Raw genomic sequence first — 20,895 nt, forward strand, 5'->3', positions numbered from 1 at the left:
CAGGGCCTGGCTTGCACCCGCGCGGCGAGTTTCGCCCGCGCCTCCGTGACGGTGGCGGGGGGCGTCCGCTGGAACGCCCGCGTCTTGAAAACGTGCGACGCCCCCTGCTAGCTGGCGAACATGGCCTTGCGGATGATGGCGTGGACCCCCCAGTTCCCGTTCGCCACTTGGGTGACACCAAAGTCAACGCCCACGGAAAGCAACGAGATCGCCTCGTCTTCGCTGAGGTTCCGGGTCGTCATCAGGAAGCGCCGCGCTTTCCGGAAGGCGTCGCGCATCGCAAGGTCAATTGAGGACTTCTTGTAGACCTCGCTTTGCGCCGACGGCCCCATCTCTTTCAGGTACTCGGGATGGCTGAAGCCGAAGATCACCCATTCATCCTTGGTTTCGAGCAACGGATAGTCGAGATCCCGCAGCGGCTCGCGCGCGGTGCTGGCGGGGTGGAGAACGACTTGGATTAGCGCCGTCATCGAGCATTCGATCGCCGTGCCGCACAGTTCGGAATCGCCTTGGGAGGCATGCGGATCGCCCAATGAGAGCAGGCCGCCCGGCACGCCGACGGGCAGGAAAAGGCTGGCGCCGGCCCCCAGGCGCCAGTTGTCGATATTGCCGCCAAAGTTGGACGGCGGGACGGAATCGACCGGGTCGGCATGGTTTGGCGCCATGGCCACCACGCCGAAGTGCGGCCGCACGGGCACCTCGATGTCGCGCAGCACGTCGAAGTTCCGCACGACGGTGTCGAGATTCACGGGCACGCCGGGATAGTCGATCCGATCGTGCGTCACGCCGAAAGGATCGGTCTGCGGCGTCCAGCGATAGTTGTAGACGGCGTGCGCGCACGCCCGGCCGTGTTGGTGCTCCACCTCGTAGATGGTCACCACCTCGCGCGGCTTGGGCTCGGTGAGCAGGTCGGTGTAGTGAAAGCCCCAATAGGCGGCGGCGTTGCTGCCGAACGCGCGGCCCCGGAAGCGGCTATTCTGGCTGGGGCGCGGCGTGATCTCGAGGATCTTGACCTCGACCACGTCGCCGGGCCTGGCGCCGGCGATCGCGATCGGTCCGGTGCAGATGTGCACCCCGAACCCCTCCCCCGCCCCGCGCCCCAACGCCGAGCCGTCGATGGGCCCCGCGCCCCGCCGATCGACCGCCTTGCCCTCCGCCGTCCAGCGAAAGACGCTTTCGGCGCCAGGATCGCCTTCGATCATTCGCTCGTAGTCGTCATAGGCGTGGTGGGTCAGCGTCTCGACCGTGACGTAGTCGCCGGACTCGACCTCGATCACGGGTTTCAGGGCGCGGCTGAAATAGCCCCAATGGACGGTTTCGGGAGACGCCTTCAGAAGATGATGGCGAGGGCCGCGCTCGACCGGCGGCTGGCGTATGTCCTCGGACGGCGCGCCGTCCGCGACCTCGCCGTCCTCGTCCTCGACGGGCGCCAAACCTGGCGGGACACGCTTGGGTTTGCGGATCGAGGTGGGCAGCCCGCGAAGCAGGACCCGTCCGTTTTCGTCGTTGGCCGCCGGCGCCTTGCGATATTCGCGCGGGCTGACGCCATACTGCTCTCGGAAGGCGCGGCTGAAGGAGGCGGAGTCGTTGAACCCCCACTGGAAGAGGATCTCGGAGATCGACTTCTGCGCATGCAGCGGGCTTCCCAGATCCAGCCGGCAGCGCTCCAACCGTCGCGCCTTGAGGAAATGGCCGAAGCTCTCGTCAATGGAGGCGAACAGCTTCTGCAGGTAGCGCGACGATATGCCGTGCTCCTTGGCGACCTGCTGCAGGTTCAACTCGGGATCGCTGAGGCGCATTTCGATGGTCTGGAAGACGCGGTCCAGTAGCGAGGCTCGCCCGCCGGCCGAACCGCCCCTGTCCTTGTCGGGGGCGGAGTCGAGCAGCAGAGCGGCGATGAACTCGGGCAAGGCGGCCTCAACGGGCCGCATGTGATCGGCCTCCACCTCATTGAGGGTTTCAGCGACCGAGCTCAGCAAGCCCGAAAGCATGCCCCCCAGGCCGGATGCGCCATCCAGGCAGTTGATCGCGGCGGGCGCAGGCGTTCGGGATTTCAGCGTCGGCAAGGCCTGCGGAACACGGGTGATCAGCAGCCGGCCATCGCCGCGCAAATCCAGGCGCGCGCCGACCAGGTCGCTTCCGCACACGATGGCGCCCTCGGCGAGGATCCGCGCGGTCCGACCGCTGGTCACGGTCAGTTCGCCGTCAAGCAGTAGGACCAGCCAGATGCAGGACGCGCTCTGGCTGAAGTCGACGGCCAGCGACTGCCGCGTACCGGCGATACGGATGAACTGCATTCCCAGAGCCGTGCGGAACGTGACCAGCTCGCCGTAAATCTCAGCCTGGTTGTCCAGCAACTCGATCGACAGTCGCTGCAATGCAAAGCGCCAAGCTTCCTGGCGCTGCTCCTTGGGAAAGGCGTTAGTTGTAAAGCGCACCGTTGATCTCGAAGCAGACTTCCTTCCGGTGACGGAACTGTCCGCCAGCCGAACCTGGATCGAATTGTCCCTTCAAATTCGGGCGGCGCGACGCGGGGGCGACTACAAATCCGGGTCGCGGGGCAATTGCCAAGTATTCGTGCGGAGAGGTCTTCGCCGACGCCGTTTCGAGGCAGAAGCTCAGATCGGTTTGCGCCATGGCGCCCCGCGCGCTTGCACCAGCGCGCACGCCTTGCGCCCCGAGCGTCGATCCTGACACGAAAACCCGGCCTGCCCCGCATCTCGCGATCCCGGCTCAAGCGGCGCCCCCGGGTGGCGCAGCGCAAGAAATGGGACGCTGGACGTCAAGATGGATCGCACGCCCAGCCCCAGTGTGGCCGAGCTAGAGCTCGTTCGTCGGCGCAGGCCAGACGGGTTCAGCCTGGACCACAGAGGGCATGCTGATGCGTTTGCAATATTGTGGAATGGCGACCACCAGGGTGGCGCTGCTGTTGTCGGTTTCGATGACCGTGCTCGCATCCATGGCGACGCCGGCCCTCGCGGTGGAACCGACCGTCGACCAACAGGCCGGCCAGTTGGAAGAGGTGGTGGTGACGGCCGAAAGGCGCCCCGTCGACCTCCAGAAAAGCGCCTTGTCGGTGTCGGCGGTGACGGCCGAGACCCTGACCCAGGGCAACATCACCGACATCACCGGCCTCAACGGCCTGGTGCCCGGACTGGTCGTCGCCCGCAGCGGCGGCGGCGAACGGGTGATCTCGATCCGCGGCATCGGTTCGGAAACCCCGGAGAACACCAACACCCAGCCGGGCGTGTCCTATCACGTCGATGGCGTCTACATCTTCAACTCGATCGCCGCCAACGCCGCTTTCATCGACGTGGCCCAGGTCGAGGTGCTGCGCGGCCCGCAGGGCACGATGTTCGGCCAGGGCTCGACCGGCGGCACCATCAACGTGGTCAGCAACAAGCCCGTGCTCGGTGAATATGCCGGGACCGTCAATCTGGGCGGCGGCAATCACGGGCTGTTCAAGGGCGACGCGGCGCTCAACGTCTTCCTGGGCGACAAGTTCGCGATCCGCGGCGTGGTCCAGCGCTACGAGCATGACGGCTACGCCAAGGCGACCGGGGTGGCCGGACAGCCGGACTATCCGCTGGATGAGGCCGATGAGACCGGCTGGAAGCTGTCGGCCCTCTGGGCGCCCACAGACGACCTCTCGGTGACCCTCAGCACGATCCAGTATAGAAGCGACACCAACGGACCGGCCCAGAAGAACATCCTGGACCCCAACCCTGACCCCCGCGAACTGACCCAGGACTATCCAGGCCACTCGCTGGTGGACACCAAGCTGTATTCGGCGGTCGTCAAATACAGTCTGCCCTGGGCGACCCTGACCTCAATCAGCAGCTACCAGAAGCTGCTCAGCGCGCAGGCGTGGGACGCCGACGCCCTGACGGCCGACCTGTTCTACGCGGAGACCTACAGCCCGCTGACTTTCGGCGGCTATCGCTACGACCACGTTCCCCTGTGGCGTAGCCGGGGTAAGTCCTACACCCAGGAGGTCAACCTCACCTCCAAGACCGACGGACCGTTCCAGTGGATCGCCGGCGCGGTCTATCTGAAGTCGACCAACTCGCAGTACATCGTCGAGTACAACGCCGACGACGACAACCTCGTCACACCGCCTCTTCCCGAGGACACGCCCTGGAACGACCCGCGCGTAGCGGCCCTTTCCTACGCCGAGCTGTCGGCGATCACGCGCAAGTCGTGGGCGGCCTATTTCCAGGGAACCTACCAGATTTCCGACAAGCTCAGCGTCATCGCGGGCCTGCGCTACAACGACGACAAGTACAGCGGCGAGGCCGCGAGCAACGGATCGGCCACGTCCGGCGCCTATCTCCAGCCTCAGCCGACCGAAGGCCTGGGCACGCAGGAGACTACCGGTAAGCTTGCGCTGAACTACCAGTACACTCCGTCCAACATGCTCTACGCCAGCTATACGCGCGGCTACAAGCCGGGCGGGATCAACAGCTCGGCCGCGTCCGGCAATTCCTATTCGATCAAGCCGACCTTCAAGCCAGAAGTCGTCGACTCCCTGGAGGTCGGTTCGAAGAACCGCTTCATGAACAATAGGCTGCAGTTGAACCTCTCGGCCTTCGTCTACGACTACAAGGACATGCAGTTCCTGGAGGAAGACCCGATCCTCTACGGCGAGGGAGCCAGCAACGCGCCCAGCGCCCGGATCTATGGCCTGGAGGCCGAGACGTCGTGGCTGGCCTCCCGGCACTGGCGCATCGAGGGCTCGGTCTCGCTGCTGAAGGGTGAGTTCGACAAGGATTACTACGCGCTTGACCAGGCCAAGGCCGAGGCGGCGCAGAACGCGGCCGGCTATCCAGGCTACCTGTTCTGGACCAACTTCTTCCCCGCCGTCCTGGCGCGCGACGCCGTCCGTCAGAACATCAACGGCAACGACGTGCCCAAGCTGCCCGACGTGCAGGGCTCGCTCAGCGCCACCTACACCAATCACCTGGGGCCGGGCTTCCTCACGGCCAAGGCCGAGTACACCTATCGTGGTCAATACCAGTACCGGCTGTTCAACGAAGGCGCGATCGACACCGTACCGTCCTACGACGTCGTCAACCTGTTCTTCAAATACGAGCCGGACGACAGCAAGGTCGCCTTGTCGCTGTCGGTGACCAACCTGTTCGACACCGCCGGCCTGAACTCGCGGTTCAGCGACCCCTATGGCAGCGCCCAGGTGACCGACACCTTCATCCCGCCGAGGCAGTGGATCGCCTCGGTCGGCTACAAGTTCTGACCGGTCGGCCTGGCGGGAGCGGCCTTCGCCGATCGAAGAGGCGCGGGGTCGCCGCCCTGCCGCCTGATCAACTGCATCGCCGATCGTCAAGTCTTGAGGCGCGAAGCGTCAAGCCTGGGCGCCGGGACCGGCGCACCCTGGGAACACTGGAAAAGGCGCGTCTTGTCGCGTCCGGCGTCGTTTCATGGCCCCAGGGCGGCCAGGCGCAGGCGTCGGACCAGACCCCTGGCGGCGATGGCGAGGAGTTGAGGCATGTCGCGCAGCATCTTGATCATGGTCGTGGTGTCGCTGGGGTTCTTCTTCGTCACGGCGACCACCTTCACCTCTCTGGGCTACGTGCTCTATTCCATGGTGGCCGAGCTGGGCTGGTCGCAGGCCGCCGCGGGCATGAGCTTCTCGATCCTGGGCTTAGCCTGTGGGCTCAGCAGCCCCCTGCCCCCGATGCTGATGAAATGGGTCGGCACCCGCCTGACGATGTTTCTCGGCGGACTGGCCCTGGCGGTCGGCTTCCTCCTGGCGGCCAGGGTTCACGGCATTGGCGTGTTCTTCGCCGCCACGGCGCTGATGGGCGTGGGGTTCTCGTTGGTCGCGCCCTCGCCGGCGGTCTACCTGCTGGCGAGCTGGTTTCCGAAGACCTCATCGCGCATGATCGGCTTCTATTTCATGGCGGGCGCCTTCGGCGGCGTGGTCGGGCCGCTGGTGGTCGGCGCCATCGTCTCGACGACAGGTAGTTGGCGGACGCACTGGATGGTGATGTCCGTCACCGCCCTGGCGGTTGGATTGGTCAGCCTGGCGGCGGTGAAGGACGCCGTCCCCGTCACTGACGTCTCCGACGTCAAGAACGCTGGTCTAACGGAGAAGACCGCCGACGCGCTGGCGAAGCCCGTGTCATGGACGGTGCGCCAGGCGCTGACGAGCCGGTCGTTCATCCTGCTGGCCCTGGCGATGATGATTGTCCAGACCGTCGTGACCACCATGCACTCGTCGCTGGTGGCCCACGTCGCCAGCTTCGGCCATGGTCCCGCGTCCGGCGCCTTCGCCATGAGCCTGCTGGCCCTGACGGGCACGCTGACCAAGGGCGTGACCGGCGCTCTGAGCGAGAAGGTCAACCCCAAGCTCCTGCTGGTCTGGGGCCTGGCCCTCCAGGGCGCGGCCATGCTGCTGCTTTGTGTCGCCGGTACGCCGGCCCTGGCCTATGTGTCCGCCCTGCTGTTCGGCGTCGGCTGGGGCCTGTCCTGGCTCAGCGCCCACGTGCTGCTGCTGCGCTACTTTGGCAGCGCCATCGCCGGTGAGATGGTGGCGATGGCCACCATGGCCACGACCTTCGCCGTCGTTGGCCCGCTGGTGGCCGGTTGGAGCGCCGACACGACCGGCAGCTTCGTTCCGGTATTCCTGATCCTCGCTGGCCTTCTGGCCCTGACGGTGATCATCACCGGTCTCCTTTTGCGGCCGCCGACGCGCCTCGCGATCACCTTGAACACGACGAGCAGCAGCGCCGAACGCGAGCCCATTGACGCACCGTCGCTGAGCGCCGCCGAATGACGGCGCTCGATACGGTCGCTACGCCGTATGCCCGTAAGCCCTAATGAAGGTGTCGGCCGCTGCCTCGGCCGCAGCGGTCAGGACGTCGTCGTCGACGCTGCTCGCCGATCCCTCCAAGAGGCGCTGGACCGGTCCGGCCTCGCACAGGGCGTGCAACTGGTCGACGGCCGTCCAGGGGTCGGCGCGACGCATGCGCCCTTCGTCCATGGCCCGGGCGAAGTCATAGGCCATCCGGGTCCAGCCGCGTTTGGGGCCGTTTTCGTAGAAGAGACGGCCAAGGTCCGACTTGGCGCCCTCGGCATAGACGATCCGGCGAAAGGCGATGACCTCGTCACCCGTGATGAAGCGCACGAAGGCCAGGGCGAAGCGACGCACGGCTTCGGCTAGGTTCTCACCGCCGTGGAAGGTGTCGAACATCGGCTCGACCTGCGCGGCCCCCTTCTCCAGCATCACCGCGACGAACAGGTCCTCCTTCGAGGCGAAGTAGCTGTAGAGCGTCTGTTTGGAGCCGCCCACGCGCGCGGACACCTCGGCCATGCTGGCCGCGACATAGCCGCGCTCGAGGAACACGCCCTTGGCGGCCTCCAGGATGGCCAGCCGCTTCTCTTCGCTCTTCACCCGCATCGGCCCGGGGCCTCCAAACTCATTTCTGGACCGACGTGTACACTTTTCACTTGACGGCGTCATGTCGAAATATAATTAGACCGAACAGTACGGTTTAGAAATGAGAAGCCGATGCCCTCCCCCAACGCTCTTCGCGCCGTGATCGCCAGCGCGCTGCTGACCAGCGGCCTCGGCGCCTGCGCCGCCCTGCCCGCGACCCCGCCCGCCAAGACGCTGAACGCCCCGTCCGCCTACGCCTCGGCGACCAGCCTCCAGGCGCCCGCCGTCAACTGGCCGACGGACCAGTGGTGGACCGCCTACGGTGATGCGCAATTGAACAGCCTGATGGACGAGGCGCTGTCCGGCTCGCCCGACCTGGCCAAGGCCCAGGCGCGCCTGGCCAAGGCCCAAGCCGCCACAGCCCAAGCCCGGGCGGCGACGCTTCCTAGTGTTGAGGCCAACGGGTCCTACGCCTCGGTCAAGCAGAGTTACAACAATGGGATTCCCGCCGCCTTCACCCCCAAGGGCTACAATGACAGCGGCCGCGCCACGCTGGACTTCGCCTGGGAACTGGACTTCTTCGGCAAGAACCGCGCGGCCCTGGCGGCGGCGACCTCGGACGCCGAAGCCGCCAAGGCCGACGCCGCCGAGGCGCGTCTGGTCCTCTCGACCAACATCGCCGCCGCGTATGCCGACCTGGCCCAGCTGTTCGCCGACCGCGACGCCAGCCAGGATGCCGCGCGTATCCGCGAGCAGTCCGCCAGCCTGACCGCCGACCGCGTGGCCAACGGCCTGGAGAACCAGGGCGCGGCCGAGCAGGCCAAGGCGCGTCTGGCCTCGGCCCGCGCCGATCTGGCGGCCTTGGACGAGCAGATCGGTCTGACCCGCAATCGCCTGGCCGCCCTGCTGGGCGAGGGACCCGACCGAGGCCTGGCCATCACCCGCCCCGCCTCCGCCACGATCAAGGCGTTCGGCCTGCCGGCCAATCTCAGCGCCGACCTGATCGGCCGCCGCCCCGACGTCGTCGCCGCGCGCCTGCGCGCCGAGGTCGCCAGCCAGCGCATCAAGCAGGCAAAGGCCCAGTTCTATCCGGACGTGAACCTGTCGGCCTATTTCGGCCAGCAGGCGCTGGGGCTGGACCTCTTGACCAACGCCGGCTCGCGCATCGGCTCCATCGGCCCTGCCGTCCGCCTGCCGATCTTCGAGGGCGGACGCCTGCGCGCCAACTATCGCGGCGCGGCGGCCGACTACGACGCCGCCGTGGCCAGCTACAACGGAACCCTGGCCCAGGCCCTGCAGGACGTGGCCGACGCGGCCGTCAGCGCCCGCGCCCTGGACGTGCGCCTGACCCAGAGCCGCGCCGCCCTCGACGCCTCGACCGCCGCCCACGCGATCGCCGTCCAGCGCTATCGCGGCGCCCTGTCGACCTATCTCGACGTCCTCACGGCCGAGGACGCGATGATCGCCAACCAGCGGTCGGTCGCCGATCTCGAAACCCGCGCCTTCACCCTCGACGTTGCGCTCGTGCGCGCCCTCGGCGGCGGCTACCGCGCCGCCTGATCCCCTATTCCCGGAGCCCTCCCATGTTCGACACCGAGTCCGCCGGCGAAAGCCAAGCCCCCGCCGCCGTCGACGCCCCCAAGGCCGACACCCCCAGGCGCAAGCAGCTGTTCGCCGGCCTGGCGGGCGCAGTGCTGGTCGCAGGCCTCGGCTACGGCGCCTGGTACGCCCTCTTCGGATCGCACCATGTCGAGACCGACAACGCCTATGTCGCCGCCGACGCCGCCCAGGTCACGCCGCTGGTCGGCGGTCCGGTGCGCAGCGTTCAGGTGCGCGACACCCAGACCGTCCAGCGCGGCCAGGTGCTGGTGACCCTGGACGACAGCGACGCCCGCATCACGCTGGCCTCGGCTGAAGCCGACCTGGCCAAGGCCCAGCGCCGGGTGCGCGGCTATCTCGCCACCGACGAGAGCCTGACGGCCCAGATCACCGCCCGCGAGGCCGCCCAGGCCAGCGCCGCCGCCACACTGGCCTCGGCCCAGGCCGACCTGGAGCGAGCCCGCATCGACCTGGACCGCCGCAAGGCCCTGGCCGTCAATGGCGCGGTGTCGGGCGACGAGCTGACCCGCGCCCAGAACGCCTTCGCCAACGCCCAGGCCGCCGCGACCTCGGCCAAGGCCGCCCAGGTCCAGGCCCAGGCCAACCGCGCCGCGGCTGTCGGCTCGCTGAGCGCCAACACCGTCCTGACCGACGGGACCACCGTCGAGACCAACCCCGAGGTCGCCGCCGCCCGGGCCCGCGTCGAGCAAGCCCGGCTAGACCTCGCCCGCACGGTCATCCGCGCGCCGATCGACGGCGTCGTCACGCGCCGCAATGTCCAGATCGGCCAGCGCGTCGCCCCCGGCGCGACGCTGATGCAGGTGGTCCCGATCCAGCAGGCCTATGTCGACGCCAACTTCAAGGAAGGCCAGTTGCGCAAGGTGGCGATCGGCCAACCGGTCGCGCTCAAGGCCGACCTCTACGGCGGCTCGGTGACCTATCACGGCAAGGTCGTGGGCCTGTCGGGCGGCACCGGCTCGGCCTTCGCCCTGATCCCGGCCCAGAACGCCACCGGGAACTGGATCAAGGTTGTCCAGCGTCTGCCGGTCCGCATCGCCCTCGACCCGGCCGAGCTGAAGGCCAACCCGCTGCGCGTCGGCCTGTCGATGACCGCCGTCATCGACACGCGCCGCTGATCCCAAGCGCCAAGGATCGCCGTCATGGCCCAGGCCTTACCCGCCGCCGCGCCCGCCCCGTCCCAGGCCCTGTCGGGTCCGGCGATGATCTTCGCCGGCCTCGTCCTGGCCGCCGCAAACTTCCTGGTGGTGCTTGACACCACCATCGCCAACGTCTCGGTGTCGAACATTGCCGGCGCGCTGGGCGTTTCGCCCAGCCAGGGCACCTGGGTCATCACCTCCTACGCCGTCGCCGAGGCGGTCGTGGTGCCGCTGACCGGCTGGCTGTCGGCCCGGTTCGGAGCGGTGAAGGTGTTCGTCGCCGGCATGATCGGCTTCGGCTTCTTCTCGTTCCTGTGCGGCCTGGCGCCGTCGCTGAGCCTGCTGGTTCTGTTCCGGGTGCTGCAAGGCGCCTGCGGCGGTCCGCTGATGCCGCTGTCTCAGACCCTGCTGCTGAAGGTCTTCCCGCCCAAGTACGCACCAGCGGCGACAGGCCTTTGGGCCATGACCACCCTGGTCGCGCCCATCCTTGGGCCGATCCTGGGCGGAACCCTGTGCGACAATGCCGGCTGGGCCTTCATCTTCTGGATCAATGTGCCGGTCGCGGCGATCTGCGCCTGGTTCGCGTGGAGGCTGCTGCGCCGTCACGAAACGCCGCTGACCCACGCGAAAGTCGACCTGGTGGGCCTTGGCCTGCTGATCGTCTGGGTCGGCGCGCTGCAGATCATGGTCGATCTGGGCAAGGAGCACGAATGGTTCGCCTCGCCGCTGATCGTCAGCCTTGGGATCGTCGCGCTCCTGGGCTTCCTGGCCTTTCTGGTCTGGGAGCTGACCGACGCCAATCCGATCGTCGACCTGCGCGTCTTCCGCCATCGCGGCTTCAGCGCCAGCGTGATCACGCTCAGCGTCGCCTTCGGAGCCTTCTTCGGCATCAACGTCCTGACCCCGCTGTGGCTGCAGCAGAACATGGGCTACACGGCCACCGACGCGGGCTATGTCACCGCCCTGCTGGGTGTGACGGCGGTCATGATGGCCCCGTTCGCGGCCGGCATGTCGGCCAAGGTCGATCCGCGCCGCCTGGTGTTCATCGGCCTGGTCTGGATGGGTCTGATCACCCTGATGCGCAGCCAAGCCAACTCGCAGATGGGCTTCTTCGACATCGGCCACTGGCTGCTGCTGCAGGGCTTCGGCATGCCGCTGTTCTTCGTGCCGCTGACGGGCCTGGCCCTGGCCTGCGTCGACGAGAAGGAGACCGCCAGCGCCGCTGGCCTGATGAACTTCTGCCGCACCCTGTCGGGCGCCATCGCCACCTCGATCGTCAGCACGGTCTGGACCGACAACGCCAGCCGCAACCACAACACCCTGTCGGGAGCGCTGAACGATCCGCAGGGCGTGATGGACCAAATGAACCTGACCGGCATGACCAACGAGCAGGCCCTAGGGACCGTCGACCAGCTGGTCCAGGGTCAGAGCGTCATGCTGGCGACCAACCAGGTCTTCCTGGCGATGGCGGTGCTGTTTGTCGCCGCGGCCCTGATCATCTGGCTGGCGCCGAAGCCGACCCGCGCCATCGACACCTCGGCGGCGCACTGACGCGTCCACCTCGCCCCCACGCCTGGCCGCCGCCCGGTCCGGCGGCCCACGTGGGGGGCGCCCTTTCCGTCGTTTCCAAGGATTTTGCACGTGAGCGCCAGGATCCCGACATTCGAGACGCCGTACGATCGCCTTGTCGAAGCGGCGACCGCCCTCTTCTATGAACACGGCTTTCGCGCCGTCGCGGTCAACGACATCGTCGCTCGCAGCGGCGTCACCAAATCCACGCTCTATCGCTATTTCGAGTCCAAGGACGATCTGGCCGCGGCCTGCCTCAGCAAGCTGGCGCTCGACGACCTGGAAGAACTCGTGGCCATCGCCAAGCGGCTCTCGGCCGCCCCCATGGCGCAGTTTGGCGCGATCGTGGCGGCGGCCGCCGCCAAGATGGGACATCCAGCTTATCGGGGCTGGCTGCTGTCGAACCTCGAGGTCGAGATCCACGACGACCACCACGTCATCAGCAGGGTCTGCAAACTTTATAGGACGCGGCTGCGAAGCCATCTGCGGGAAGCGGCCGAACAGGCGGGCGTCGCCACGCCCGATCTGCTGGTTGGCGGCCTGCTGCTGCTTCTCGAGGGGGCTGGCGTGAGCTTCCGCAGCCTAGGCCACGAAGAGGCGGCGGCTAGCATGATCCGGGGCTGGGAGATCCTTTTGCGCGAGCACGGGGTTCATCATCCCGTCGAGCAGGAGACCCCTTCTATGCGCGTGGCCAGGCCCAAACCTCCGCCTTGCGCAGGATGGAGATCGGCCGCGCCCTGAAATCATCTTCTCTGGTTGGGTGCGCTGGGCTCGGGGGCGCCAGTTCGTGGCCGGTGAAGGTCTTGGCCCTCTGGGCCAGGACCGGCGTGGCGGCGACGATCAGGGGCGCGGCGATGATCAGCTTCTTCATGGGACGACTTCTCCTGCAATGGAGATCGATGGATCCCGACTGACGCTTACGATGCGCCGGCCCGCATTCGCCCACGATGGCCGCGACATTACCGATCCCCAATCGCCGTCCGACGAGGCCAGACCGCCGGCGTCGTCAGGCCGGCTGCTCGTCCCGTCCGCCTTCGAACCCGTGTCGCGGTTTCGGCGGCGGACCAAGCTGCGACATGACGCGGAGATAGGCTTCGGAGGCGTCCTCGAGCGTGAAGCGTCGAGCTTGCGCGAGGCTCAGGGTTTCGTCCTGGGAAGACGGCCGGACCCTTGCGATCGCCTCGGCCAGCGCCTCTTCGTCGCCCACCGGGACGAGCTGGCCCATGGCGCCGTCGCCAAGCAGGGTTCCCATGCTGCGGCTGCAATCGGTGGCGACGATCGGGAGGCCAGCGGCCAGCGCTTCGAGAACGACGGCGGGTACGCCTTCGTAGTTCGAGGAGAGAAGCAGGACGTCGAACGACGGCAGGAGGCTCGCCGGTTCCGGCGCATAGCCCCGGAACATCACCTGCTCCTCAAGTCCGAGCGCCCGCGCAAGGCGTTCGAGCTTGGCGCGTTCCGGCCCGTCGCCGATCACCGTCAGCGTATCGCCTTCCCGGGCCCCGCGTCCGAAAGCGCCAAGCATCAGGGCGATGTTCTTTTGCGGCGTGAGTCGGCCCACGCATACGAAACGTCGGCTGGCGCTTTCGCGCCGCGCGAGGCTTCGGTCCGCTCGCAGGCTTTCGATCAGCGGCCTGGACAAGGCGGGATCGGGAATGATCGTGATCCGGTCGGCCGATACGCCGAGGCTTTCACGGATCTCGTCGCTCATCGGCGTCTCCATGCCGATGAAATGATCGAGACAGCGTCCCTGGACCTTGAGCCACAGGCGGTAGAAGAAGCGAAACCACCGTGGCTGGTCCTGGCGATCGAGGTCGTTGCTGACCTTCAGTAGAACGGGCGGACAGTCGCGGCCGAGCAGGCCTTTGAGGGCCACCGCCACGATGGCGTAGGTGTTGCCCGCGCAGAACAAGACGTCGGGACGGAGTCTTCGCACCACCCTGGGAAGCGTCCAGATCATCCAGAGCGTTTCAATCTTCGCCATGCGCGGGTCGGCGTTGGGCGGCGAGACGAAATCGAGGTCCGCGCCGACATCGTCGCGCATGTCGCCATTGGAGCGGCCCATGAACAGGGGCGCGTCGACGTTCAGGGCGCGCCATTGTCGCACCAGGCGCAACGCGATCCGTTCGACGCCCCCGGGCTCGAAACTATGCAGGAAGGTCAGGACACGCAGGGGGCGCCTCCGGGGCCGGGAGGTCGAGCCTCGTCCAAGGCGACGCTAGCACGCGACCCAAGCAGGATCGTCACCGTGATCATGAAGATTTTTCGCTTGCGCCATCTTCGCAGCGGTGCGCTCTCACGCCAATCACCGCCAGACCGACTGGCCTAGATCCAGCGATCGTCGCGGGGCGTGCGCCCGCGCCTGCGCGGCTTCGGCGATGAAGCCGGGCAACCGCTGGTAGATCGCCGCGCCCGTACGGTCGAAGGCCTTTTGGCCGAAACGCTCGAGCACCCGCGTTCGCGCCGCCGCGCCCATCCCCGCCAGACGCTCGGGCCGCGACAGCAGGCGTCCCAGCGCCTCGGCCAGCGCCCAGGGATCGCCAGGCGGTGCGGTCAGGCCCGTCACGCCGTTCTCGATGCTGTAGGGCAGTTCGCCGACCTCCGAGGCGATGACCGGGAGCCCCGCCTGCATGGCCTCGTGGGCGGCGATACAAAGCCCTTCGGACCGCGACGGCTGCAGATAGAGATGCAGGCCGGCCAGGAACTCGCGGGGGCGATCGCTGTATCCCGCCAGTTCGATCGTGCTCAAGCCGTGGCGGGCGATGCGGTCTTCCAGCGCCGCGCGGGCCGCGCCCTCCCCCGCGATCCGCAAACGGACAGGGGTGGGAAACCGACACCCCTGGGCCTGAAGCCGCGCCAAGGCCTCGATCAGGACATCATAGCCCTTCACCGGGTGCAGACGGCCGAGCGATCCCAGTTCAAGGGTTTGCCCCGGCCGCCAGGGTTGGGCCTGGGGCGCGTCGGGGTCGGCGGCGAACAGCGGCCAGGCGACCAGCCGCGAGGGCGGAACCTCCAGCCGCTCGGCGGTCAGGTCGGTGACGCTGTGGGAGTCGCCGACCCATAGCCGCGAGCGCGCCTGGCGCAGGCGCAGCAGCAGCAGGTTGGCCAGCTTCAGGCGCGCGGCGTGCTGCCAGCTGACGACGGGTACGCACAGTCGCTGTCCGACGATCTGGCCGAGCAGGGTCGCTCGGGTCAGGGAGGTCCAGATCACGTCGGGCTTCCAGTCGCGCAGACGGGCGTCCAGCCAGGCCAGGGTCCTGCGGTGATCCTTCTCGCCGCCCGGCCGGACATGGACGGTTAGGCCCGCGGCCTCCATGGCCGGGATGGCGCGGCCGTCGCGCCGGGTCAGGGCGAAGACCTCCAGACGGGCACCCTGGGCGATCAGGGCGCGCGCCACGGCCGGCGCCGGCAAGGCCGCGCCGCCGCCCTCGACGGAATTGATCACATAGGCGATGCGCAGCTCAGCCATGGGCCCGCTCCGGTTCGGCGAGCGCGGCCACGGGCCAGTTCAAGCCGGCGATGCGCGCCACCACGCGCGCCGCGCGCACGGCCGAGGGCTCCTCGGTCAGGTCGAAGCTCTCGGCGAACATCGCCTGCTGCGCCGGACGCCAGCGCGCCTCGTGCTCGATCCGGGCCGAGACCAGCGCGGCCCCCAGCTGGTCGGGCGTCTCGATGACCGGCCCGGCCCGCCAGTGGCCATAGTTGGGATCGCCCTGCCAGGCGTGGCGATGGCTGTTGAGGAAGACGCACGGCCGAGGTTTCAGCAGGAACTCGTAGACCTGGCTGGAGACGTCGCCGAGATAGATGTCGGCCCGCTGGGTGTAGGCCATGGTGGTCGAGGCGCGGCTGCCCAGGTCGATATGGATGTTGGGCGCGCGCAGATAGCGCTCCTCGATCCGTCCGGCCCGGTCCAGCCGCAGCTTGTCGATCGTGACCACGAACGGCCGCTCGAACAGCATGACGTGCGGGGCGAAGATCAGGTGGTGGTCGTCGTGCTCGACGAACCAGTCCAGCACCTGGCGGCCCGCCTCGTACCAGGACGACAGGTGCGGCGAAACGTGCGGATTGTAGAGCACCACCGGCCGGCCATCGTCGATCAACGGATGAGTGGCCCGTTTCCGGGGCAGGAGATCGAACTTCGGATAGCCGACAACCGAGATCTTTTCGGGATCGACCCCGGTCTCGACGACCAGTCGGTCACGGACCTTACGACCCGAGACCAGCACGTGATCGAAGCCGGCGCTGGCCTTGTCGAAGCCGATGGCGCGGTCGCCGGCCCCATGCCGGGTATGGATGATCTTCAGGTGGTTGAGGCCGTAGCGGGTCTTGAGGATCAGCGAGGTCTTCTCAGCCACGACCAGAATGTCCAGCGACCGGAAGAAGTCGAGGTTGTCGCCGTAGACCAGCAGCTTGGTCGCCGGCAGCACGGCCTCGGCGGTCGCGGCCAGGACCCGCGAGGCCCGCCGCGTCAGGTCCAGTTCGACCAGGTCGACGCCATGGCCGATCAGTCCCGCGCCCAGGCGGACCACCTCGGCGGTCAGCCGCCGGTTGGTGGTCGCCACCACGATCTCCAGGCCGAGTTCCGCCCGCGCCAGCGCCAGGGCGATGGGCAGGCTGTGAGCCACCTGGTGGACCTGATCGTGATTGAAGAGGAAACCGATGCGCATGGCCAAACGACGCCGTGCATCTCGGGCCCTCTCATCGATTTATCGGCGCCCCTTTCAACCGCCGCGGTGTCCAGAGCGATCGGTCGATCCGCTTGACGTCGAACAGGGTGACCGGGCCGCAGGCCGACAGCGTATGCAGGCCTTGCGAATATGGCGTCGCGCCGGGCGGAAGGCTCAAAGACGCCGCCGCCTCGGCCTCGAAGCGCTCGGTGTCGAGCCTAAGGATCGTCAGCAGGCGGATGCCGCCGCCATAGGTGCGCGTGCAATCCTGCACGGGAAGGCGCGGCAGGCCGTCCTCGATCCAGGCCGTGCCACCCGGCCGGCTGGACGCGAGATCGTTGCGGACCGGATTGCCCGGATGGGTCCGCCAAGGTCCGGTCAGGCGCTCGGCGAAGGCGAAATGGAGGCGACCTTGCTTCCAGCGCTGCGGCCCGGTCGGCGAATAGGCCAGCCACCACAGGCCGTCGTAGTGGAACGGGGTGGCGTCGATGGCCGGGGTGTCCAGCTCCAGTCGAACCACCGGCTCCCAGACCTCCGGAAACGCCGCCGCGCGATAGAGCGTCAGCGCGCCGGACCGGTAGGCCTCCGGCAGCATCCAGGTCTCGCCATCGGCCTCGAAGACCTGCGGATAGGACAGGTGCCAGGGTTCCCGCAGCACTACCGAGCGCCGGACCGGCGTGAAGTCGGCGCCCAGTTCGATCAGCTCGATGACGCCATGACGGGTCCGGTAGTCATAGGCTTCGACGAACAGATGAAGACGGCCGTCGCGCCAGACGCCGAACGGATCGGCCAGGAACTTCCGCCGCCCCTCCTCGGGGAGCCAATGGACGGGCGCGTCGGGGGAGAACCCGCGCCGGGCGATCTCGGCGATCGGCGTTTCGACCAGACCGACCCGCCAGATATCCCGGCCCGGGATCTTCAGGCGCCAGCTAGTCATGGGCGCCGCCGGCTTCGATCTCGGCCGGGACGATCGGACCGCGTGATCCGGAGGCGCGCCGCACGCCGCGCGCCAGATCGGCCGCGCCGAGCCCGACGATGACGGCCAGATGCAGGCCCAGGGTCATGACCGCCAGCGCCGCCAGCAGCACGGCGACGGCGGAGTGGGTCCCCAGCAGGAGCAGCATCAGGTTTCCGAACACCAGATCCTTGTTGGAGATCAGCGGAATGCGCGACACCAGGAAGCGGATCGCCAGGAGCACGATCCAGAGGCCAGGGGCGACGCCCGGCAGGGCCATGCTCCAGATCAGAACCGTGAGCGCGGTCCAGACGACCAGGCGAAGGCCACAGACGGCGGCGACATAGACCAGCTGTTCCAGGCGCAGCGAGAACACTCGGCGCCCGAACACCAGGACGCCGACCGAGATCGCCACCGGAATGAGTCCCGACCACAAGGCCGGCCCCAGCCGTTGGGCGAAATCCAGGTCTCGCAGCTGCGTGGCGCTGATCGCCGCCAGGGCCAGGGTCAGGAGATTGCCCAGCAACGCCGAGACGATGTTGGCGTCCTTGATGGCGGCGAACGGCGCGGACACGGCGCCGGCCGCCCGTCGCGCCCAGACATAGAGAAACGCCTCGCCGCTATAGCCGAGCACGACCTCGTTGATGACGTTCTTGCGCAGCAGGGCCTCGAAGCCCGCCAGGGGCAGGTTCCAGAGTCGCCGGAAGACCGCGAAGTCGAAGAGCGTCTGCGTCAGGTAGAGCAGCAGGAAGGCCGGCCAGACGAGAGGCGGCAGTCGGCCGATCGTCTTCAGCACCTCGGAGGACGCGCCGCCCAGCTGCAGGACGATGGCCACGACGAGTCCGATCGACAGGACGCCGCCCAGCCAGATCCACCGCCGCGAGGTCTTCTCGCCCGCGACGTTCGAAACCTCATAATCAACGGTCGACGCCACCCGTGTCATGCCCGCGCGCCAGCCGCGATCGACCGATAGTGGTCGAACAGATCGGCGAAGTGATCGATGTCGCGTCGCACCCAGGCCGCCGCCTCGACCGCCGCGGCCTTCAAGGCCTGGGCGTCGCGAGCGAATAATCGGCGGATGGCCTGGGCGGCGGCCTCGGTGTCGCCGGCGCGGTAAATTTCCGAGGTCGCCGGCTGGGCCAGGTGGGCGAAGCCGCCGCGATCGGGCCCCACGACGGGAAGGCCGCTGGCCATGGCCTCGGCGGGGATCAGGCCGAAGGTCTCGGATTCGCAGCCATGCACGAGGGCGTCGGCGCTGGCCAAATGGGCCGCCAGCAGCGCGCGATCGCGGATCGGCGGCAGAATGCGGACGTGAGGATTGCCGGCGGCGGCGCGGGCCACGCGCGCGCGGTCGATGCCGTCGCCGATCAGAACGAGACCGATCGGGGCGTCGGCGCGGGCGCGCATTGTCGCCTCGATGACCATCGGCCAGCGCTTCTCCGGGTGGAAGCGCCCAACGCCGAGGACCAGCCTGGCGTCATCCGGGCAGGCGCAGGCCGCGAGCAGGCTGGACCTCAACGCCTCGTCGCGCTTGCCGGGCGAGAATGCGCCGCGGTCGATGCCGAGCGGCACGCTTTCCACCGCGCCAACGCCCTGCCCCATCAGACGATCGGCTAGCCAGGGGCCGCCGGCGACGACGGAGCCGAACCCTCCGGCCAGCTTGCGCAGATAGCTCCAGAACCAGCCGAACAGCTGGTCAATCTGCCGGGGGCTGGCGACCGGAGCCAGCCATCTTTGAGGATAGGACGCCACGGGATCGGCGTGCATGAACATCGCCCGCGCGGAAGGCCCCGCCCAGCTGGCGACGACCGCGGCGCCGCGCCAGGGCGAGGAGGCCTCGACCAGATCCGGGGCCAGGGCGTCGAGCTGGCGGTGGACCGACCCAGCGTCCCAGAACATGTGATAGTTGGCGTCGAATGGCAGGCGTGGCGCGCGGACCTGGATCACGCCGCCGGCGGCGCGAGGCTCGAAGCCGTCCCGCGGTCCCGGCGCGATGACGAAGAGTTCGTGGCCCAGTTGGGCGGCCGCCTCGAACTTGCGGTCGATATAGGTCCGCACGCCCCCGCCGGTGGGCGAATAGAACTCGGCGACATCCACTACCCGCATCGTGCTTCCCGAAAAGCCCCGCCGCCACCGCTAGCTCAACACCGTGACGGTGTGATGCCGGCGGCCGCCTTCACAAAAGGACGATGTGAGCCGGTGTAGGTCTCATCGATTTCGAAATTCCGTGTGGTGATGGGGCAAGCGCGTCGTCTTGGTCGGCTGGGACGGGGCGTGCACGTGGAAGGACTATCATGGACATCAAGGCGCTGACGCACACCGATGGTGCGCGCCCGTTGCGGATTGCCTTGTTCTCGGGGAACTACAACTACACCCTCGACGGGGCCAACAAGTCGCTGAACCGGCTGGTCGGCCATCTGCAGAGCACGGTTGGCGCCCAAGTGCGGGTCTACTCCCCGACCGGGCCGAATCCCGCGTTCGAGCCCGCCGGCGAGCTCGTGTCGGTGCCGTCGGTGAAAATCCCGTTCCGGCGCGACTATCGGCTGGCCCTAGGCCTTCCCGGCGCGGTGCGTCGGGACGTCGAGGCCTTCAAGCCAGACCTCGTGCACCTTTCGGCCCCCGACCTCCTGGGTTCGGCGGCCCTGCGACTCGGCCGGAGCCTGAAAGTCCCGGTAGTCGCCAGCCTGCACACGCTGTTCGACACCTATCTCGACTATTACGGACTCGGGCGGCTGCGGCCGCTGGCGCGCCGCCAGCTCTGGAAATTCTACGGCGCCTGCGACTATGTCATGGCCCCGACCGAGGCCATCGGCGACGAGCTTCGGGCCCACAACCCGACCGCCCGCGTGCGGACCTGGGCGCGCGGCGTTGATCCAGAGCTCTTCCACCCCGGACAGCGCAACGAGGCCTGGAGGCTGAGCCACGGCTTCGCCCCGGACCGCCCGGTGATCGTATTCCTGGGACGGATCGTCATGGAGAAGGGCCTGGCGGCCTTCGCGGAAACCATCCGAATGATCGAGGCGGCGGGGCACGCTCCCCAGGTGCTGGTGATCGGCGACGGCCCGGCGCGCGGCTGGTTTGAGGAGCGGCTGCCGGGCGCTGTGTTCGCCGGTTTCCTGTCGGGCGAGGCGTTGGCGACCGCCCTGGCTAGCGGCGACATCTTTCTCAATCCCAGCACCACCGAGACCTTCGGCAACGTCAATCTCGAGGCGATGGCCTGCGGCCTGGCCATGGTCTGCGCCGATGCGCCCAACACCCGCGCCCTGCTGCGGCACGGACGCAACGCCAGGCTCTGCGTCGACCAGCCGAGCGCCTATGCCGAGGCGATGACCGAGCTCATCCTCGCGCCCGATCTTCGCCGGCGTCTGGGCGCGGCGGCGCTGGAGCGCAGCGCCGCCTATCGCTGGACGGAAATCCTCGACGAGGTCGTGGAGGTCTATGCCGAGGCTCTGGGCGCGCGCGCGACCACGCCATCCCCGCGGGTTCAGGCGTGGCGGCGCGGCGCGATGGTCGAGCCACAGGCCGCCAGTCTGCCGGCGCTCTGAGCCTCGCGCA

General features: G+C 68.1%; 15 protein-coding genes. 7 read left to right on the top strand and 8 right to left on the bottom strand.

Annotated elements, in window-relative coordinates; all coding sequences use genetic code 11:
- Nucleotides 1-107: 107 nt before the first annotated feature.
- On the bottom strand, nucleotides 108-2,438 hold the full coding sequence (locus K8940_RS11045) for an acetamidase/formamidase family protein (protein WP_223395475.1): 2,331 nt from the start codon (nucleotides 2,436-2,438) through the stop codon (nucleotides 108-110).
- 464 nt (nucleotides 2,439-2,902) lie between these two features.
- Here K8940_RS11045 and K8940_RS11050 point away from each other — a divergent pair, with 464 nt between their 5' ends.
- Together K8940_RS11050 and K8940_RS11055 are read left to right on the top strand one after the other, a co-directional pair.
- The gene (locus K8940_RS11050; protein WP_223395477.1) at nucleotides 2,903-5,251 is read left to right on the top strand and encodes a TonB-dependent receptor; all 2,349 of its coding nucleotides are present in this window, start codon (nucleotides 2,903-2,905) and stop codon (nucleotides 5,249-5,251) included.
- Nucleotides 5,252-5,503: 252 nt separating this feature from the next.
- Entirely contained in the window at nucleotides 5,504-6,793 is a 1,290-nt protein-coding gene (locus K8940_RS11055; RefSeq protein WP_223395479.1) for a CynX/NimT family MFS transporter, read from the top strand.
- Nucleotides 6,794-6,811: 18 nt separating this feature from the next.
- Here K8940_RS11055 and K8940_RS11060 read toward each other — a convergent pair whose 3' ends face one another.
- Entirely contained in the window at nucleotides 6,812-7,417 is a 606-nt protein-coding gene (locus tag K8940_RS11060; protein ID WP_223395481.1) for a TetR/AcrR family transcriptional regulator, read from the bottom strand.
- Between the two features lie 111 nt (nucleotides 7,418-7,528).
- On the opposite strand from K8940_RS11060, the gene K8940_RS11065 reads away from it, so the two are divergent.
- The 4 genes from K8940_RS11065 to K8940_RS11080 all read left to right on the top strand — a co-directional run bounded on the left by K8940_RS11065 (nucleotide 7,529) and on the right by K8940_RS11080 (nucleotide 12,462).
- Complete coding sequence (locus K8940_RS11065) at nucleotides 7,529-8,956, top strand: efflux transporter outer membrane subunit (protein WP_223395482.1); 1,428 nt, start codon at nucleotides 7,529-7,531, stop codon at nucleotides 8,954-8,956.
- Nucleotides 8,957-8,979: 23 nt separating this feature from the next.
- Entirely contained in the window at nucleotides 8,980-10,131 is a 1,152-nt protein-coding gene (locus K8940_RS11070) for an HlyD family efflux transporter periplasmic adaptor subunit (protein WP_223395483.1), read from the top strand.
- Between the two features lie 24 nt (nucleotides 10,132-10,155).
- Nucleotides 10,156-11,703: a DHA2 family efflux MFS transporter permease subunit gene (locus K8940_RS11075; protein WP_223395484.1), complete on the top strand. Its 1,548-nt coding sequence runs from the start codon at nucleotides 10,156-10,158 to the stop codon at nucleotides 11,701-11,703.
- Between the two features lie 90 nt (nucleotides 11,704-11,793).
- A complete protein-coding gene (locus tag K8940_RS11080) occupies nucleotides 11,794-12,462 on the top strand; it encodes a TetR/AcrR family transcriptional regulator (protein WP_223395485.1) in 669 nt (222 codons plus the stop codon).
- Nucleotides 12,463-12,727: 265 nt separating this feature from the next.
- On the opposite strand, the gene K8940_RS11085 is transcribed toward K8940_RS11080, so the two are convergent.
- From K8940_RS11085 to K8940_RS11110, 6 genes are all read right to left on the bottom strand, one after another.
- Nucleotides 12,728-13,891: a glycosyltransferase gene (locus K8940_RS11085; RefSeq protein WP_317847037.1), complete on the bottom strand. Its 1,164-nt coding sequence runs from the start codon at nucleotides 13,889-13,891 to the stop codon at nucleotides 12,728-12,730.
- A 132-nt stretch (nucleotides 13,892-14,023) separates the two neighbouring features.
- A complete protein-coding gene (locus K8940_RS11090) occupies nucleotides 14,024-15,187 on the bottom strand; it encodes a glycosyltransferase family 4 protein (protein WP_223395486.1) in 1,164 nt (387 codons plus the stop codon).
- Complete coding sequence (locus K8940_RS11095; RefSeq protein ID WP_223395487.1) at nucleotides 15,180-16,385, bottom strand: hypothetical protein; 1,206 nt, start codon at nucleotides 16,383-16,385, stop codon at nucleotides 15,180-15,182. The genes K8940_RS11090 and K8940_RS11095 overlap by 8 nt, the downstream gene beginning before the upstream one ends.
- Before the next feature lie 31 nt (nucleotides 16,386-16,416).
- Entirely contained in the window at nucleotides 16,417-17,322 is a 906-nt protein-coding gene (locus tag K8940_RS11100; RefSeq protein WP_223395488.1) for a BNR repeat-containing protein, read from the bottom strand.
- Nucleotides 17,315-18,283, bottom strand: a complete 969-nt coding sequence (locus tag K8940_RS11105) for a hypothetical protein (RefSeq protein ID WP_223395490.1) — start codon at nucleotides 18,281-18,283, stop codon at nucleotides 17,315-17,317. Before K8940_RS11105 ends, K8940_RS11100 begins: the two co-directional genes overlap by 8 nt.
- A complete protein-coding gene (locus K8940_RS11110) occupies nucleotides 18,280-19,446 on the bottom strand; it encodes a glycosyltransferase (protein ID WP_223395492.1) in 1,167 nt (388 codons plus the stop codon). Before K8940_RS11110 ends, K8940_RS11105 begins: the two co-directional genes overlap by 4 nt.
- A 188-nt stretch (nucleotides 19,447-19,634) precedes the next feature.
- Here K8940_RS11110 and K8940_RS11115 point away from each other — a divergent pair, with 188 nt between their 5' ends.
- Nucleotides 19,635-20,885, top strand: a complete 1,251-nt coding sequence (locus K8940_RS11115; RefSeq protein ID WP_223395494.1) for a glycosyltransferase family 4 protein — start codon at nucleotides 19,635-19,637, stop codon at nucleotides 20,883-20,885.
- Nucleotides 20,886-20,895: the final 10 nt, after the last annotated feature.

It is taken from the genome of Caulobacter segnis, from assembly GCF_019931575.1.
Lineage (GTDB): Bacteria > Pseudomonadota > Alphaproteobacteria > Caulobacterales > Caulobacteraceae > Caulobacter > Caulobacter segnis_C.

Bases quoted from the DNA above. Each gene is read 5' to 3' on its own strand.
- K8940_RS11050 (WP_223395477.1), top strand. From the start codon at position 2,903: ATGGCGACCACCAGGGTGGCGCTGCTGTTGTCGGTTTCGATGACCGTG.
- K8940_RS11055 (WP_223395479.1), top strand. From the start codon at position 5,504: ATGTCGCGCAGCATCTTGATCATGGTCGTGGTGTCGCTGGGGTTCTTC.
- K8940_RS11060 (WP_223395481.1), bottom strand. From the start codon at position 7,417: ATGCGGGTGAAGAGCGAAGAGAAGCGGCTGGCCATCCTGGAGGCCGCC.
- K8940_RS11065 (WP_223395482.1), top strand. From the start codon at position 7,529: ATGCCCTCCCCCAACGCTCTTCGCGCCGTGATCGCCAGCGCGCTGCTG.
- K8940_RS11070 (WP_223395483.1), top strand. From the start codon at position 8,980: ATGTTCGACACCGAGTCCGCCGGCGAAAGCCAAGCCCCCGCCGCCGTC.
- K8940_RS11075 (WP_223395484.1), top strand. From the start codon at position 10,156: ATGGCCCAGGCCTTACCCGCCGCCGCGCCCGCCCCGTCCCAGGCCCTG.
- K8940_RS11090 (WP_223395486.1), bottom strand. From the start codon at position 15,187: ATGGCTGAGCTGCGCATCGCCTATGTGATCAATTCCGTCGAGGGCGGC.
- K8940_RS11095 (WP_223395487.1), bottom strand. From the start codon at position 16,385: ATGCGCATCGGTTTCCTCTTCAATCACGATCAGGTCCACCAGGTGGCT.
- K8940_RS11100 (WP_223395488.1), bottom strand. From the start codon at position 17,322: ATGACTAGCTGGCGCCTGAAGATCCCGGGCCGGGATATCTGGCGGGTC.
- K8940_RS11105 (WP_223395490.1), bottom strand. From the start codon at position 18,283: ATGACACGGGTGGCGTCGACCGTTGATTATGAGGTTTCGAACGTCGCG.
- K8940_RS11110 (WP_223395492.1), bottom strand. From the start codon at position 19,446: ATGCGGGTAGTGGATGTCGCCGAGTTCTATTCGCCCACCGGCGGGGGC.
- K8940_RS11115 (WP_223395494.1), top strand. From the start codon at position 19,635: ATGGACATCAAGGCGCTGACGCACACCGATGGTGCGCGCCCGTTGCGG.